Here is a 15,371-nt window from a genome sequence, read left to right on the forward strand (position 1 = left end):
CATTGAGCTTGAACTCGCTGGAATAGGACTTTCGCATCATCTGCACACCTCAGGTTTGGGCGCCATCATAGCGCCCTATTGATGTGTCCAAATTCATTAGGCCAGTTCAGCTTGCCTGCGATAGCGGCGGCACAGGCGACATCTCAGTTGCCAGACCCACCGCCATCGCAGCCTCGCTAAAGCTCGACAGCTCCCACAGGAAACTTAACCAATCGCCACCAGGGGAAACACCAACCGAAACGAGGTAATGCCACCCGGCGGGCTGCGCACTTCGGCCTGCCCCTGGTGCAGGGTCATGATCGACTTGACGATGGCCAGCCCCAGGCCGGTGCCGCCTTCGGTGCGGGCGCGGCTGTTGTCGGCGCGGTAGAAGCGTTCGAACAGGTGGGGCAGGTGTCGGGCGTCAATGCCCGCGCCGGGGTTGCTGACGGAGATCGACACCTGCTGCGCATACGTCTCCACCCGCAGCGAAATATGCCCACCCGGTGGGCTGTGGCGGATCGCATTGGACAGCAGGTTGGAGAGGGCGCGCTGGATCATCAGGCGATCACCCTGGATCTGCGCCTGGCCGATCAACGTCAGGGTCAGGTGTTTGTCTTCGGCACCCAACGCAAACAACTCCATCACCCGCTGGGCCTCATCCGTCAACGACACCGCCGCAAACGACGCGCGGGCAGCCGGGTGGCTGACTTGGGCCAAAAACAGCATGTCGGAAACGATGCGCGACAATCGCTCCAGTTCTTCAGTGCTGGATTCCAGCACTGCCTTGTATTCCTCCGGCGGCCGCTGGCGCGACAGCGTGAGTTGGGCCTTGCCCATCAAGTTGGTCAGCGGTGCGCGCATTTCGTGGGCCAAGTCGTCGGAAAACTGTGACAACTGCTGCACCCCTGCATCCAGGCGATTGAGCATCACGTTGAAGCCCTGGGCCAGTTCCCGCAGTTCCTGGGGCAAGTTATCCAGGGCCAAGCGATGGGTCAGGTCCTGGGTGGTGACTTGCGCGGCGACGTGGCTGAACTGTTGCAACGGCGCCAACCCGCGCTGCACCAGCCACCAGGCGCCCATGCCGATCAACAGCAACAGCAAGGGCAACGCCACGACCGTGGCGCGCAGGTAGGCGCTGAGCAGGGCCTGGTCGTCCATGCGGTCCAGGGACAGCACCACGCGCACGCGCTCGCCACTGGCCAGGCGCATCAGGCTGGAGGCGCTGAGCACCTGGTTGCCGTCGCGGTCCTCCCAGTTGAGGTAGCCGAGGGTTTCCCGGTGCGGGTAGTCGGTGAGCAGCGGCACCTGGGGCTTGGCGCCGACGCTGAGCAGCACGCGCTCGTCGGGCGCGGTACCGACGATGGTCAAGTAGAAGTTGTCGTGGCCGATCACCAAGTCCAACAGCGAGTGCGGGCGGGCGCGGATATCGCGAGCGTCCAGGCCTTGCGCCAGGCTGTGCTGGATCTGTTCCATCTTGCTTTCCAAACCCTTGCGCGCGAGCTTTTCCAGTTCATGGGTGAGGGCCAGGTAAGCCAGGCTGGCCAGCAGCAGCACCAGGCCGGCGCCCATCAAGCTGACCGTCAGGCCGAGGCGCATCGACAGGCTGCCGGTCTTCATGGCCGCGCTTCCAGCACGTAGCCGACGCCGCGAATGGTGTGGATCAACTTGACCTCGCTCTGGTCATCCACCTTGGCCCGCAGGCGGCTGATGGAGACTTCCACCACGTTGGTGTCGCAGTCGAAATTCATGTCCCACACCAGGGAAATGATCTGCGTGCGGGTCATCACTTCGCCGGTCTGGCGCATCAGCACCTGGAGCAGGGCGAACTCCTTGGTGGTCAGGTCGATACGCCGGGTGCCGCGATAGGCACGATGGCGGCGCGGGTCGAGTTCCAGGTCCGACACGCAGAACACTTCCGGCTGTGGGATATGTTCGCTGCGCCGCAACAACGTGCGTACGCGCGCGAGCAATTCGGGAAACTCGAAGGGCTTGACCAGGTAATCATCGGCGCCCATGTCCAGGCCCTTGATCTTGTCGTCCAGGCGCCCACGGGCGGTGAGCATCATCACGCGCTGGCTGCCGTTGCGGCGCAGTTGTTCGAGCACTTCCCAGCCGTCCTTGCCCGGCAGGTTGACGTCGAGAATCACCAATTCATAGGCGTGCTGCGCGGCCAGGTGCAGGCCGTCGATGCCATTGGCGGCGCAATCGACCACGTAGCCACTTTCAGTCAGGCCTTGCTGCAAATAGGCGGCGGTTTTTTGCTCGTCCTCAACCACAAGGATACGCATGGGGGTTTACCTTTTTCCGAAAGAGAAGGGGGTCCATTTCCTTATGGAGGGTGCTGCTGGGGGAGTAGGAAAATTCTGAAGGGTGAAGTGACTTCAGGGTCAACTGCGACGTTCTGTCGCAACTAAGCGAGCACGCAAAAAAAACGCCCCAATGGGGCGTTAAAAAATCCATCTCTTTCCAAAGGAGCTACACAAAAGCTTCAGAGATGAATGTGCTCGGTGTTGCAAGTTGAAGCCAGTCTATAAAGTTCAACTTAACCAGAAGGTGAGGCCAATATTACAGTTTTGATAACTGGCTAGTTGTGAACAGATGTTAGCCAAGCGCGAACGAATGTAATGGTTCAAAGAATCGCCAGTGGGTACTCGGCGATCAAGCGCACTTCTTCCAGGTCCGACTCGAATGCACTGGAACGCACCGTGGCTTGGCGCAAGCGCAACGACAGGTCTTTCAAGTTGCCACTTTGCACCACGTACTTGGCTTCGATGTCGCGCTCCCAGCGGCGCTGATCGGTCAGCGGGTCGCCTGCCGCATCGCGGCGCATGTACACCGCGTTGGCGTTGCTGTAGTCGGCGCCGGTGCCTTTGCCGTAGCGGGTCATGAATGACAGGCCGGGAATGCCGAATGGCTGCATGTCCAGGTCGTAGCGCACCATCCACGAACGCTCTTTGGGGGAATTGAAGTCGCTGTACTGGATCGAGTTGTTGAGGAAGATCGAGTCCGACTGGCGCAGGTAATCGAAGTCGTCATCACCGTTGTTGCGCTGGTGCGACACGGCCACGCTGTGGGCGCCGATCTTCACGCCGAGCCTGGCGCTCCAGATGTTGTTGTCGAACTCACCCAGGCGTTTCTTGCCCTCATCCACCGCCTTGTAATAGTTGAAGTCGCCGAACAGCGAAACCTCATCGTTCAGCGGGTAGTTGGCGGCGCTGCCGAAGTAATACTGGTCCCAGGCGTCCTTCAAGCGGCTGCTGTACAGGCTCACGCTCAGATGCTTGTTGAGTTGGTAATCACCGCCGAAATAGCCGATCCACGGTGAGTCGACCTTGCCCGCATAGAACGTCGCAAAGCCTTTGTCCATGCCGCTCTCGGTGGGCTGGCTCATGCCGCTCAAGCGTCCGCCTTGCAGGCTCAGGCCCTCCAGGCTGGTGTTTTGCGCGGTGACGCCACGAAAGCTTTCCGGCAACAGCCGCGAGTCGCCGTAGGCCACCACCGGTGTGAGCGGGAACACGTCGCCGGCCTTGATCACGGTGTCCAGCACGCGCAGTTTTGCGGCGCCGCCGAATTTGCTGTAGGCGGATTCTGGATGGTTGTCGCTGTCCACCGGCAGCACGCCAAACGAGCCCTTGCCGCCGCTGCGGCCGGTGCCCGAGTCGAGCTTGAGGCCGTACATGGCAAACGCGTCCAGGCCAAAACCGACCGTGCCTTGGGTAAAGCCGGATTCGAATTTGGCAATGAACCCCTGCGCCCAGGCTTCGGAGTAGCCATTGCCGGTGGGGCTGGATTGGCCCTTGCGGTCATCGCGGTTGAAGTAAAAATTGCGTGCCAGCACGTTCACGCTGCTGCTTTCGATAAAACCTTCGGGCTTGTCTTCCACGGCCACGGCGGCCAGGGGTAGCGCGGCCAGCAATGAAAAGGGAAGGGTGTAATAAGCACTGTGCATGTTGCGCTCCTCGGTATTGGCAGTGATCAGCTTCTTATATGAGGTGGGCGTTCTTATTGATGTGGCCCGGGCTGATAGTTGCAAATGACAGATAACGGCGAAGTGGCACGCACATTACAATTTTGGAATCTCACGCTCACCTAACAAATAAGTAATGTTCTGGTGAACATCGCGTCAGGGTTCGCTCGTTACGCTGGGCACTCAACTTTGAAGCGAGGAACTTGTGATGAACTTTTTTAAACTTGGCCTGGGTGTATTGGCGGCAGTCTTGTCGTTCGGCGCATTGGCCGAAGGCGGCGGCGACCGTACCTTTGCCTTGATGATGGAGCGCAATGAAAAGGTCATGGCCGATTACGCCGCCCGCAACGGCAAGTCCGCGCCCGAGGTGCAGGTGTATCGCTATGGCATGCCGCTGGATATCGCCAAGGTGGTCAGCGTGACGCCGCCGATTCGCAGCTGCAATCCGGTGCCTTCGCGCATGACCTATGAGGACTCCACCGGCAAGCTCAACACCCTTGAATACCAAGTGATGGGGGTGTGCCGAAACAATGGCGGTTGATGGATCCAAAAATATAGTTGGGCCTTGGCCTAAAGGACTCTTCAGAAAACCTCGCCAGGGCCGATGCAGGTCAGATCCTTCTCTCCATTTGACCATCGGTGCCCCATGTTCAACACCCGCTTGAAGCAGGAGCTGTCCGCTCTTCGCGAAGAACTGTCCAGCTTGCAGCAGGTCAAGGAGAGCCTGGAAAGCGAGATGTTGTGCCTGACGCTGGACCCCCAGGGCCGTATCGATTGGGCCAATGGCAACTTCCTCAAGGAAATGGCCTACCAGAGCGGCCAACTGCAAGGCCGCGCCATTGGCGACCTGGCACCGGCGCATGTGAAGCATGACGAGTTCCAGCAACGCTTCAACAACGCCCTGGCACGTGGCGAGCACTTCGCCGGCACTGTGCGTTTGATGCGCGGCAGTGGCGAGGAAGCGTGGTTGCGCTCGATCGTGCAGCCGGTACGTAGCTCCGATGGGCGGATCAAGCACTTTTCCATCTTCTCCAGCGACCTGACCCGCACCATCGAGGCGTCGCGCGAGCATGAAAACCTGATCACCGCACTGGTGCGCTCCACCGCAGTGATCGAGTTCGACCTGGGCGGGCACGTGCTCACCGCGAACGATCGCTTCCTCGGCGGCATGGGTTACAGCCTGGCGCAGATCAAGGGCAAGCATCACCGCATGTTCTGCGAACCGGAGGAATACAACAGCGCCGAGTACCAGAACTTCTGGAAACGCCTGAACAACGGCGAGTTTGTCGCGGCGCGCTTCAAGCGCGTCGATAGCCACGGTCGCACAGTGTGGCTGGAAGCGACCTACAACCCAGTGTTGGATGCGACGGATCGCCTGTACAAAGTGGTGAAGTTCGCCACGGTGATTACCGATCAGGTCAATCAGGAGCAGGCGGTTTCCGACGCCGCCAACATCGCCTACAGCACCTCGTTGCAAACCGACAACAGCGCCCAGCGCGGCACCACGGTGGTGACCCAGGCAGTTGATGTGATGCGCGACCTGGCCCAGCACATGCAGCAGGCCGGCGAAGGCATCGAGGCGTTGAATGCCCAGTCCCAGGTGATTGGCAGCATCGTCAAGACCATCAGCGGCATCGCCGAGCAGACCAACTTGCTGGCGCTCAACGCCGCCATCGAAGCGGCACGTGCCGGCGAGCAAGGTCGTGGTTTTGCGGTGGTGGCCGATGAAGTGCGCCAACTGGCCTCGCGCACCAGCAAGGCTACCGAGGAAATTGTCGGCGTGGTGCGTCAGAACCAGGACATGGCCCGCGAGGCGGTGGCGCTGATGACCGATGGTCGCCTGCAAGCCGAGCAAGGCCTGGCCCTGGCGGCAGAAGCGGGCTCGGTGATCGTCGAGATCCAGGACGGCGCGCAGAAGGTGGTCAGCGCTGTAGGGCAGTTCGCCAACCAACTGTCGAGCTGAGCCTAGGGCTCAGGTATCGTAGGCGCTTTCCTGCTTGAAGAGCCGACCGTCCATGAGCCCTACCCACCGTCGCCCCGTTCCATTGTCCAAGGCCTACCGCTTGCTCAATCACGGCCCGACCGTGCTGGTCAGCGCGGCCCACAACGGCCAGCGCAACATCATGGCCGCCGCCTGGGCGATGCCGCTGGACTTCGAGCCGCCGAAGGTCGCCGTGGTGTTGGATAAAGCCACCTGGACCCGCCAGTTGCTGGAAGGCAGCGGCACCTTCGTGCTGCAAGTGCCTTGCGTGGCCCAGGCTGATCTCGTACAGACCGTCGGCAATACCACCGGCAGCGAGACGGACAAATTCGCCACTTACGGCTTACAAGTGTTCAGCGGCGAACACACCGATGCACCGCTGCTGGAAGGCTGCGTGGCCTGGCTGGAATGCCGCCTGTTGCCCGAACCGCACAATCAACAGACGTACGATTTGTTCCTTGGCGAAGTAGTCGCGGCGTATGCCGATGAGCGCGTGTTCAGCGACGGCCACTGGCACTTCGAAGGCCACGATTCATTGCGCACTTTGCATCACATCGCGGGCGGTCACTTCCTGACCATTGGCGAGCCGATCACCGGGCGCCAGCTCTAAGCCCTACCAGCGCGCGTTTGCCAACGCCTCGGCAAACGCCACCAACTTCGGCGAATACTGGCGGGACGGCGGGTACACCAACGAAATCGCCCGGCTGCGCCCGGCGAAATCCTCCAGTACCGGCACCAGGCGCCCGGCGGCCAAGTCGTCGCGTACGGCAAAATCCATCACCTGAGCGATGCCAAAGCCGCCCACCGCGCCATCCACCAGCGCGTCGCCGATATCAAAGATCAGTCGCCCTTCGACGCTCACGTCCTGCACCTTGCCATTGAGCATGAACTGCCAGTCAACCATGCGCCCGCTGCGCAGATTGCGCACGGTGAGGCAGTGGTGGTCCTTGAGCTCATCGACGTTTTGCGGTGTGCCGAAACGAGCGAGGTAGGCGGGGGCGGCGACGGTGACCCAGCGCAACGGTGCAAGGGTGCGGGCAATCAGGCGTTGGTCCTGGATCTCGCCGGTACGCAGCAAGGCATCGAAGCCTTCATCGACGATGTCCACCAGGCGGTCGGTCATCACGGCTTCGATGCGTAGCTCGGGATAACGCAGGGTCAATTCGCCGATCACCGGCATCACCACCTTGCGCCCGAACAGTGACGGCGTGCTGATCTTCAACAGGCCCGAGGGGCTGCCACGGCGGTCGAGCATCAGCTTCTCGGCCTCGGCCAATTCCGCCAGCAACGGCGCGCTGCGCTCGTACAACAACTGCCCGTCGGGCGTGAGGCTGACGCTGCGGGTGTTGCGTTGCAGCAGGCGCACGCCCAGCTCGTTTTCCAGGCGTGAGATGGCGCGTGAGAGCCCCGATTGGGTCAGCCCCAGGTCGCCGGCGGCGCGGGTGAAACTGCGGGTTTCGGCCACGCGGACCAGCAGGCGAACAGCGTTCAGATCCATGATTAAAGTCATTACTGAAAGAGTGATAGCGCTATTTATCATCTATTGCGCATAAAACACACTGGCCGCACTTCATTTCTGCACAGGACGCTGTGATGTCTGCCTCTCGACCCTCTGGATGGATGCTGATGCTGTTGGCCACCGCCCAACTGATCATCGCCCTCGATGCCACCATCGTGTTTGTCGCGCTGCCGCAGATCGGCACGCACTTGGATTTTTCCGCCCAGCAATTGCAGTGGGTGGTGAGTGCCTACAGTGTGGCGTTTGGCGGCTTCCTGTTGCTGGGCGGGCGCGCCACGGATCTGCTCGGCAAGCGCCGCTTGTACCGGACCGGGCAGGCGCTGTATGCGTTGGCGTCCCTGGCCGCCGTATTGGGCGGCAGCGCGGTGTTGCTGGTGCTGGCGCGGGCGGTGCAGGGCGTGGGCGGGGCGCTGTTGTTTCCGGCGACGCTGGCGTTGATCAACACTCACTACGCCGAAGGGCCTGAACGCAACCGTGCGTTTGCGGTGTGGAGCGCAGCCTCTGCGGCGGGGCTGGCGCTCGGCGCCTTGCTGGGCGGCGTGTTGACCCAGGTGTGGGGCTGGGAGGCCGTGTTCCTGGTGAACGTGCCGTTGGCCGGCGGCTGCGCCTGGGCGGCGCGTTACTGGATTCCTGCCGACGGCGAGCGGGCCCGTGGGCGCAACTTTGATATCAGCGGCGCGCTGACCGTAACCGTCGGCGGCACCTTGCTGGTGTTCGCCCTGGTGCAAGGCCCGGAGTGGGGTTGGACGGCGCCGTCGACCCTCGGCTGCATTGCCCTGGCGGTGGCGCTGCTGGGGCTGTTCGCCTGGATCGAACATCGTGGCCGCGACCCGCTGATGCCGCTGCGGCTGCTGGCCTACCGCGAACTGCGCATGGCCATGGTGCTGACGGCGGTATTCATGAGCAGCTTTGGCGTGCAGTACTACTTTCTGGCGCTGTATTACCAGCAGGTCTACGGCTACAGCGTGTTGCAGGCGGGCCTGGCGTTTTTGCCGGCGACCTTGGTGTGCACGTTCGGCATCTGGTTGGCGGAGCGTTCGCTGGTCAGGATTGGGCTGCGCAATACCTTGGTCAGCGGGCAATTGGCGGGAGCCGTGGGCATCGCGCTGGTGTGCTGGGCATTACCGACGGGCGTGGGATTCTGGTCGCTGCTGCCGGGGATTTTTATCTTGAGCATCGGTCAGGGCATGACGTGGACGGCGATGTGGGTGGCGGCCGGCTTGGGTATCCGCCCGGGGGAGCAGGGCGTGGCGGCGGGGATGGCGTCCACCAGCCAGCAGATCGGTGGGGCGCTGGGGCTGGCGGTGTTGGTGTCGGTGGCGAATGCTGGTGGGATTGAGTGGGCGTTGTGGTGGAGTGCGGGGATTGCGCTGGTGGGGGCGGTGGTGGCGTTGGGGCTGAGGGAGCGCGGCGCTAAGTCGAACTCAATTCTAGAAACAACCTAAATCCAATGTGGGAGCTGGCTTGCCTGCGATAGCGGTGTATCAGCCAAGTATCCAGTGACTGACACTCAGCCATCGCAGGCAAGCCAGCTCCCACATTGACGGTATTCCACATCGGGCTTTTTCAGCGCCCCAGCATCTTCACCCAACGCGACGGCGGCATGCCGTAGGTGCTGCGAAACTGCCGGGTCATGTGGCTCTGGTCAGTAAACCCCGCCGTCATGGCCGCATTGACCAACGATTGGCCCTGGGCCAGCAGGCTGCGCACCAGGTCCAGCCGACGCATGGTCAAGTAACGGTAGGGGCTGGTGCCGAACAACAAACGAAAATCCCGCGACAACGCCCAGCGGTCGCGGCCGGCGTGTTCGGCCATTTCGTCCAGGGTGATGCTGCGGCCCAGGGCGCTGTGGATAAATTCCCGCGCGCGTTCGGCGGCAATGTAGTCGAAGCTCTTGCGGCTGGTGATCACCCCGGACGCCTCGCTGAGGGCTTGCGCCACGTCGTACATGGCGTCTTGTTCCAGCAGCGGATCAATCGGGCAATCCAGGCTTTGCAGCAGCACTTCGCTGGCGCGGAACAGGCGCGGGTCGGTGGTATGGCCACAGGGTATGAACGGCAATGGCTTGCCGCCGAGGATCTGTTGGATCAGCGCCGGCTCCACGTAGATCATGCGGTAGCGGAAGCCTTCCTCACTGCTGGCGCGACCGTCGTGGGTCTCATCGGGATGAATCACCATGGTCGTGCCGGGCAGGCTGTGGGTCATGCAGCCGCGATAATGAAAACTCTGCACGCCGAACAACGTACGGCCGATGGCGTAGGTGTCATGGCGGTGCGGGTCGAACGCGAAGCCGGCAAAGTACGCCTCGATACGGTCCATGCCGCTGGCATGCGGGGCGCGGTGCATCCAGTCGAGGGGGGAGATGGGATTGCCCATGATGGCTTGTCACACATTGGAAGTGGAAACACGTTAACCCAGTCTGGCTCGGGTTGTCTGTCGAGGTCTTGAACGATTGTGCGCGTTTTTTGAGGCGATAGAGGCATGCTTTTAGATTTTAGTATTGATTTGCGATGATTTATTATTGTTTTACGATAAGTTATTCGTTACCTTGCTTCGACATTCACCCTTTGAGCACTTTTATGAATACTCAACGCATTGCCCTGCTCAGCCAACGTATGTCGCTGCTCACACTGCTGCTTATCATTGCCATGCTGGTACTTAATACCGCTGTGTGGCTGTTTCCCGTATTGAGTTCCTCCACCGACGGGCTCGGGTTTGGATTTGCCTTGAGCGACCGCCAGATTCAGGGGCGGGTCGAGCAGGTGGCTTTGTTTCCGCTGTGGCAAACGCTGGGAGGGATCGTGTTGTCCAGCGTTCCCTTGATGGCACTGGCGTCGGGCTTGAGTCACCTGCGCAAGCTGTTTCAGAGCTATGCGCGCGGGGAGTATTTCTCCAGCATGGCAGCGTTGCATCTTGGGAAGGTCGGCAAAGCGGTTGCGGCGTGGGTCGTGCTGGATTTTTTATGTGAGCCCTTGCTGAGCGTCTGGGTGACAATGAACGAACCCGTAGGCCAACGAATGATCAGCCTGAGTGTGACGGCCCCAAGTTTTGTTGCACTGTTTTTGGCTGCCTGCATCACGATAATCGCGCGTATCCTGTTGCAGGCCAGTGAAGTGGATTCTGAAAACCGTACATTTGTTTGAGACCGACATGCCCATTGTGATTGAACTGGACGTCATGCTTGCCCGGCGCAAGGTCAAGTCCAAGGACCTGGCGGCGGCCATCGGAATTACCGAGCAGAACCTGTCATTGCTTAAACAAGGCAAGGTCAAGGGGATACGGCTGGGGACGCTGGACGCCATTTGTATGTACCTTGAGTGCCAGCCAGGTGACCTGCTGGTGCATGTACCTGAGCCCGAGTAATAGCGGCTTATCAACGTTGTGAAGAGGGTTCAACGATGCTGTTCTCCAACCAGGCGTATGCGGCACCTTTGCTATCGTTGGCGTTGCTCTGGACCGTTGCGGTGGTGACGCCTGGGCCCAACTTTTTCAACACTGCGCAGTTGGCCGCCAGCTGTTCGCGCCGCCATGGCGTGGTGGCATCGGCGGGTGTGGCCACCGGTACGATCCTGTGGGGGCTGGCGGGTGGCCTGGGCATCAAGTCGCTGTTTACCGCCGCACCGATGCTGTACCTGGCATTCAAGATTATCGGGGGCTGCTACCTCATCTACCTCGGTTTGAAACTGTTCAAGCGCTCGGCGCCGGCCATGGGCCAGAACCTGCTGGCGGACGAGCCCCGGCGCTCGCTGTTCGCCGCCTGGCGCCTGGGGTTGCTGGGCAATTTGTCCAATCCCAAGGCGGCGTTGTTCGTCGCCACCATCTTCGCGTCCACCATGCCGCCGTCACCGTCGCCGATGCTGTTGACCTTGGCGGTGATCACCATGGCCACCTTGTCCTTCAGTTGGTATTCCAGCGTGGCCCTGGTGTTTTCCAGCGAACGCATGGCCAACCTCTACAGCCGTTCGCGCAAGTGGCTCGACCGTTTTGCCGGCGGTTGCTACGTGCTGTTCGGCGCACATCTGGTAGCGAATCGCTGACGGCCCGTGGTAAGAAGCCTTACTTTCAACAGTGAGGCTGGGTCATGAGCAAGGTGCGCGTAGGGATTATTTTTGGTGGCCGTTCGGCCGAGCACGAAGTCTCGCTGCAATCGGCGCGCAATATCGTCGATGCCCTCGACCGCACGCGTTTCGAGCCGGTGCTGATCGGCATCGACAAGGCCGGCCACTGGCACCTCAATGACACCTCGAACTTCCTGATCAACCAGGAAAACCCGGCCTTGATCGCCCTCAACCAATCCAACCGCGAACTGGCGGTGGTGCCGGGCAAGGCCAGCCAGCAACTGGTGGAAACCTCTGGCGGCGACCTGCTGGCCCATGTCGATGTGATCTTCCCCATCGTCCACGGCTCCCTGGGCGAGGACGGTTGCCTGCAAGGCCTGCTGCGCATGGCCGATCTGCCGTTTGTCGGTTCCGACGTGCTCGGCTCGGCGGTGTGCATGGACAAGGACATCAGCAAGCGCCTGCTGCGCGACGCCGGGATTGCGGTCACGCCGTTCATCACCCTGACCCGTCGCACTGCTGCACAGACAACCTTTGACGATGCAGTGAACAAGCTCGGCCTGCCGCTGTTCGTCAAGCCGGCGAACCAGGGTTCGTCGGTGGGCGTGAGCAAAGTCGGCAGCGAAGCCGAGTACCACGTGGCAGTCGAACTGGCCCTGGGTTTCGATGAAAAAGTGCTGGTGGAATCCGCCGTCAGCGGCCGTGAAATCGAATGCGCCGTGTTGGGCAACGACCACCCCATCGCCAGCGGTTGTGGCGAGATTGTGGTGAGCAGCGGTTTCTATTCCTACGACAGTAAATACATCGACGACCAGGCCGCTCAGGTGGTGGTACCCGCGGATATCAGCGTCGAAGCCAGCGAACGTATCCGCCGCTTGGCCATCGAGGCGTTTGAGGTGTTGGGTTGCGCAGGGCTGGCACGGGTCGATGTGTTTTTGACCGACGACGGCGAAGTGCTGATCAATGAAATCAACTCGCTGCCCGGCTTCACCCGCATCAGCATGTACCCCAAGTTGTGGCAGGCGGCGGGGATGAGCTACAGCGAACTGGTGAGCCGGTTGATCGAGCTGGCGTTGGAGCGGCACGCGGGGCGTAAGGGGTTGAAGATCAGTCGGTGATTTTGACGGGCTTGGGCTGATTTTCTAGTGATGGGTGGAGCTTGTCTCTGTGGCGAGGGAGCTTGCTCCCGTTGGACTGCGCAGCAGTCCCAGCCTTTTTAAGCAAAGAGCAGGGGCCGCTTCGCGGCCCAGCGGGAGCAAGCTCCCTCGCCACAGGTACAGCGTTCGTTCTAGGCCGTTGTACGAGCAATCCACGAATACAACAACGTCCTCACCTCCTCCGGGTGGTGGGTCCTTCTGCGGTAGCTGGCAAACGCCGGCGACGAGCAGTAAGTGCAGACCTTGCTGACCTCCACCTGCTCGCGCCGAACGCCGGCTGCTTGCAACAGCATCAGCGCGTAGGCGCTCAAGTCGAACCACGCGCTGCCCGCTTGCCGTGCATGGGGCGGTGCAATCTGCGGTGGCAGCAACGGCGCCGGTTGGGCAAAGCGCCACAAGTGACCCTGATCGGCCTGGAACTGCGCGATAAAGTCGGCGCTCACCTCATAGCAGCAGGGTTTGATCGACGGACCGATAGCCACTTGCAACTGCTCGGCGCCAATCCCGGCCTCGGCAAAACGCTGCACGGCATTGGCGATGATCCCTGCTTGCAGGCCCTTCCAGCCGCCATGCACCGCCGCCACTTTCTCGCCGTTGTTGGCGGCGATAAGAATGGGCAGGCAATCGGCCGTAATCACCGCGATCGGCTGCTGCGAGCCGGTGAACACGCCGTCGGCCGGCACCGTGTTGCTCGGCTGATCCGCCTGCCAGTCGATCACCGCAGCACTGTGCACCTGCTTGCAGATAAACACGTCATCCGGGCATTGCGGGTCATTGATCGTACAAAAACCATGATCGATGCCAGCGAGGGCGCCGAGGTTGTCTGTCTGTTGCACGGGGTTGATCTCCATCGCTAAAAGTTTCAGTCGCCGAGGGCTTCGCCTTCACGCCGAGGGTCCGCGCCGCCGCTCAGGGACACTTTGCCCTGGGCATCGCGTGTGCGCACGATGGCCTGCACGCCGCTGGTCATATCGATCTCGCTGAGGGCATGGCCTTTGTCTTTCAGGGCCTGTTTCAACGCCGGGCTGAACAGGCCCGCTTCCAATTCGGTAGCGCCATTGCGGCTGCCGAAGTTGGGCAGGTTGATGGCCGCTTGCGGGTCGAGTTGCCAGTCGAGCATTGCCACCAACGACTTGCTCACGTACTCGATGATCTGCGAGCCGCCCGGCGAGCCGACGGTGGCCAGCAACTCGCCGCTGTGGCGGTCGAACACCAGGGTTGGCGCCATCGCCGAGCGCGGGCGTTTGCCGGGCTCGACGCGATTGGCTACCGGTTGGCCGTCTTCTTCGGGAATGAACGAGAAGTCGGTCATCTGGTTGTTGAGCAAAAAGCCCTGGACCATCACATGGGCGCCGAACGCCGCTTCGACCGTGGTGGTCATCGATACGGCGCCGCCTTGGTCGTCCACCGCGACCACCTGCGAGGTGGAGATGCGCAACGGCGAGCGGTCTGGCGCGTACGCCACTTGGAGGCCCGCCGGCGTGCCGGGCTTGGCAACGCCCAGGCTGCGCTCGCCGATCAAGGCGGCGCGCCTGGCCAGGTAGTCCGGGGCGACGAGACCGGCGAGCGGCACGGGGACGAAGTCGGCATCGGCCACGTACAGCGCGCGGTCGGCAAACGCCAGGCGGCCGGCTTCGGCGAGCAGGTGCACGGCTTCGGGCGTCGGTTCCAGGCCGGCCGGTGAGGCGCTCTTCAGCGGTTTCATCGGCGCGATGGCCAGTTGCGGCTTGCGCGCTTCCAGGGCCTGCAAAGTGCCGAGGATCTGCGCGATGGCGATCCCGCCCGACGACGGTGGCGGCATGCCGCAGACTTTCCATTGCTTGTAGTCGGTGCACAACGGCGCACGCTCTTTGGCGCTGTAGCCTTGCAGGTCAGCCTGGGACAGGCTCCCGGCGTTGCTGTGGCCCTGCACCTTGCGCGCGATTTCAGCGGCAATCGGCCCGTGGTACAGCGCGTCCGGTCCTTCCTTGGCGATGCGTTGGAATACGGCGGCCAGCGCCGGGTTTTTCAACAGTGTGCCTGTGGCTTTTGGTGTGCCATCGGCATTCAAGAAATACGCCGCCATGTCCGGCGACTGCGGGATGTAGCGGTCGGCAGCGATCAGCGCATGCAAGCGCGGGGAAATCGCGAAGCCTTGCTGCGACAGGCGAATCGCCGGCTCGAACAACGTGGCCCATGGCAGGCGCCCAGTCTTGTTGTGCGCCATTTCCAGCGCGCGCAACACACCCGGCGTACCGACGGAACGCCCGCCGATCTGCGCCTCGGCAAACCCCATCGGCGTGCCGTCGGCCCTTAGGAACAGCCGCTCTGTCGCACCGGCCGGCGCGGTTTCACGGCCGTCATAGGCGTGCACGTTCTGGCCGTCCCACAGCATGATGAAGGCACCGCCGCCAATCCCCGACGACTGCGGTTCCACCAGGGTCAACACGGCCTGCATCGCAATCGCCGCGTCAATCGCCGAACCGCCTTGGCGCAGCATCTCGCGCCCGGCTGCGGCGGCCAGTGGGTTGGCGGCGGCGGCCATGTGGCGTTCGGCGTGACGCAGCGTGAGGTCGCTGCGGTAGCCCGAGCCCAGCTCCGGTGCCGGTGGTTGTTCGGTGACTGGGCTGTGGCAGGCGGCCAGGGTGAGGGCCGCAGCCAAGACCGACAACGGCCGGCGATAAATCGAAAACACGCGCTGAACTCCGTTCATTTTGAGAATGATCTG

14 protein-coding genes and 2 pseudogenes are annotated in these 15,371 nt (G+C 61.9%); 9 read left to right on the plus strand and 7 right to left on the minus strand.

The window, feature by feature from the left end; genetic code table 11:
* Positions 1-204: 204 nt before the first annotated feature.
* From ACU688_RS05925 to ACU688_RS05935, 3 genes are all read right to left on the minus strand, one after another.
* Positions 205-1,599, minus strand: coding sequence for a heavy metal sensor histidine kinase (locus ACU688_RS05925; RefSeq protein ID WP_448184040.1), 1,395 nt, complete (start codon positions 1,597-1,599; stop codon positions 205-207).
* Complete coding sequence (locus tag ACU688_RS05930; RefSeq protein WP_017738105.1) at positions 1,596-2,270, minus strand: heavy metal response regulator transcription factor; 675 nt, start codon at positions 2,268-2,270, stop codon at positions 1,596-1,598. The genes ACU688_RS05925 and ACU688_RS05930 overlap by 4 nt, the downstream gene beginning before the upstream one ends.
* A gap of 341 nt (positions 2,271-2,611) precedes the next feature.
* A complete protein-coding gene (locus ACU688_RS05935) occupies positions 2,612-3,931 on the minus strand; it encodes an OprD family porin (RefSeq protein ID WP_448184041.1) in 1,320 nt (439 codons plus the stop codon).
* Between the two features lie 226 nt (positions 3,932-4,157).
* On the opposite strand from ACU688_RS05935, the gene ACU688_RS05940 reads away from it, so the two are divergent.
* The 4 genes and pseudogenes from ACU688_RS05940 to ACU688_RS05955 all read left to right on the plus strand — a co-directional run bounded on the left by ACU688_RS05940 (position 4,158) and on the right by ACU688_RS05955 (position 6,540).
* Entirely contained in the window at positions 4,158-4,490 is a 333-nt protein-coding gene (locus ACU688_RS05940) for a DUF2790 domain-containing protein (RefSeq protein WP_448184042.1), read from the plus strand.
* 195 nt (positions 4,491-4,685) lie between these two features.
* Positions 4,686-5,372: pseudogene (locus tag ACU688_RS05945) on the plus strand (PAS domain-containing protein); the annotation flags it as partial.
* Between the two features lie 108 nt (positions 5,373-5,480).
* Positions 5,481-5,912, plus strand: a pseudogene (locus ACU688_RS05950) (methyl-accepting chemotaxis protein); the annotation flags it as partial.
* 52 nt (positions 5,913-5,964) lie between these two features.
* On the plus strand, positions 5,965-6,540 hold the full coding sequence (locus ACU688_RS05955) for a flavin reductase family protein (protein ID WP_448184043.1): 576 nt from the start codon (positions 5,965-5,967) through the stop codon (positions 6,538-6,540).
* Between the two features lie 3 nt (positions 6,541-6,543).
* Here the strand turns inward: ACU688_RS05955 and ACU688_RS05960 are convergent, their stop codons facing one another.
* A complete protein-coding gene (locus ACU688_RS05960; RefSeq protein ID WP_448184044.1) occupies positions 6,544-7,428 on the minus strand; it encodes a LysR family transcriptional regulator in 885 nt (294 codons plus the stop codon).
* 122 nt (positions 7,429-7,550) lie between these two features.
* Between ACU688_RS05960 and ACU688_RS05965 the strand changes: the two genes are divergently transcribed.
* On the plus strand, positions 7,551-8,894 hold the full coding sequence (locus ACU688_RS05965; protein ID WP_448184837.1) for an MFS transporter: 1,344 nt from the start codon (positions 7,551-7,553) through the stop codon (positions 8,892-8,894).
* Between the two features lie 121 nt (positions 8,895-9,015).
* Here the strand turns inward: ACU688_RS05965 and ACU688_RS05970 are convergent, their stop codons facing one another.
* Complete coding sequence (locus ACU688_RS05970) at positions 9,016-9,825, minus strand: AraC family transcriptional regulator (protein ID WP_448184045.1); 810 nt, start codon at positions 9,823-9,825, stop codon at positions 9,016-9,018.
* Positions 9,826-10,028: 203 nt separating this feature from the next.
* Between ACU688_RS05970 and ACU688_RS05975 the strand changes: the two genes are divergently transcribed.
* From ACU688_RS05975 to ddlA, 4 genes are read left to right on the plus strand one after another with little or no spacing between them, the layout of a single operon-like run.
* Positions 10,029-10,592, plus strand: a complete 564-nt coding sequence (locus ACU688_RS05975; protein WP_448184046.1) for a DUF2975 domain-containing protein — start codon at positions 10,029-10,031, stop codon at positions 10,590-10,592.
* Positions 10,593-10,599: 7 nt separating this feature from the next.
* The gene (locus tag ACU688_RS05980) at positions 10,600-10,812 is read left to right on the plus strand and encodes a helix-turn-helix domain-containing protein (protein ID WP_448184047.1); all 213 of its coding nucleotides are present in this window, start codon (positions 10,600-10,602) and stop codon (positions 10,810-10,812) included.
* Between the two features lie 35 nt (positions 10,813-10,847).
* A complete protein-coding gene (locus tag ACU688_RS05985; RefSeq protein WP_448184048.1) occupies positions 10,848-11,486 on the plus strand; it encodes a LysE family transporter in 639 nt (212 codons plus the stop codon).
* A gap of 44 nt (positions 11,487-11,530) precedes the next feature.
* Positions 11,531-12,625, plus strand: a complete 1,095-nt coding sequence (gene ddlA / locus ACU688_RS05990) for a D-alanine--D-alanine ligase (RefSeq protein ID WP_448184049.1) — start codon at positions 11,531-11,533, stop codon at positions 12,623-12,625.
* Between the two features lie 170 nt (positions 12,626-12,795).
* On the opposite strand, the gene pgeF is transcribed toward ddlA, so the two are convergent.
* Together pgeF and ggt are read right to left on the minus strand one after the other, a co-directional pair.
* Entirely contained in the window at positions 12,796-13,500 is a 705-nt protein-coding gene (gene pgeF, locus ACU688_RS05995) for a peptidoglycan editing factor PgeF (protein WP_448184050.1), read from the minus strand.
* Between the two features lie 26 nt (positions 13,501-13,526).
* Positions 13,527-15,356: a gamma-glutamyltransferase gene (gene ggt / locus ACU688_RS06000; protein WP_448184051.1), complete on the minus strand. Its 1,830-nt coding sequence runs from the start codon at positions 15,354-15,356 to the stop codon at positions 13,527-13,529.
* Positions 15,357-15,371 lie beyond the last annotated feature (15 nt).

It is taken from the genome of Pseudomonas acericola (SeqCode) (genome assembly GCF_053456465.1).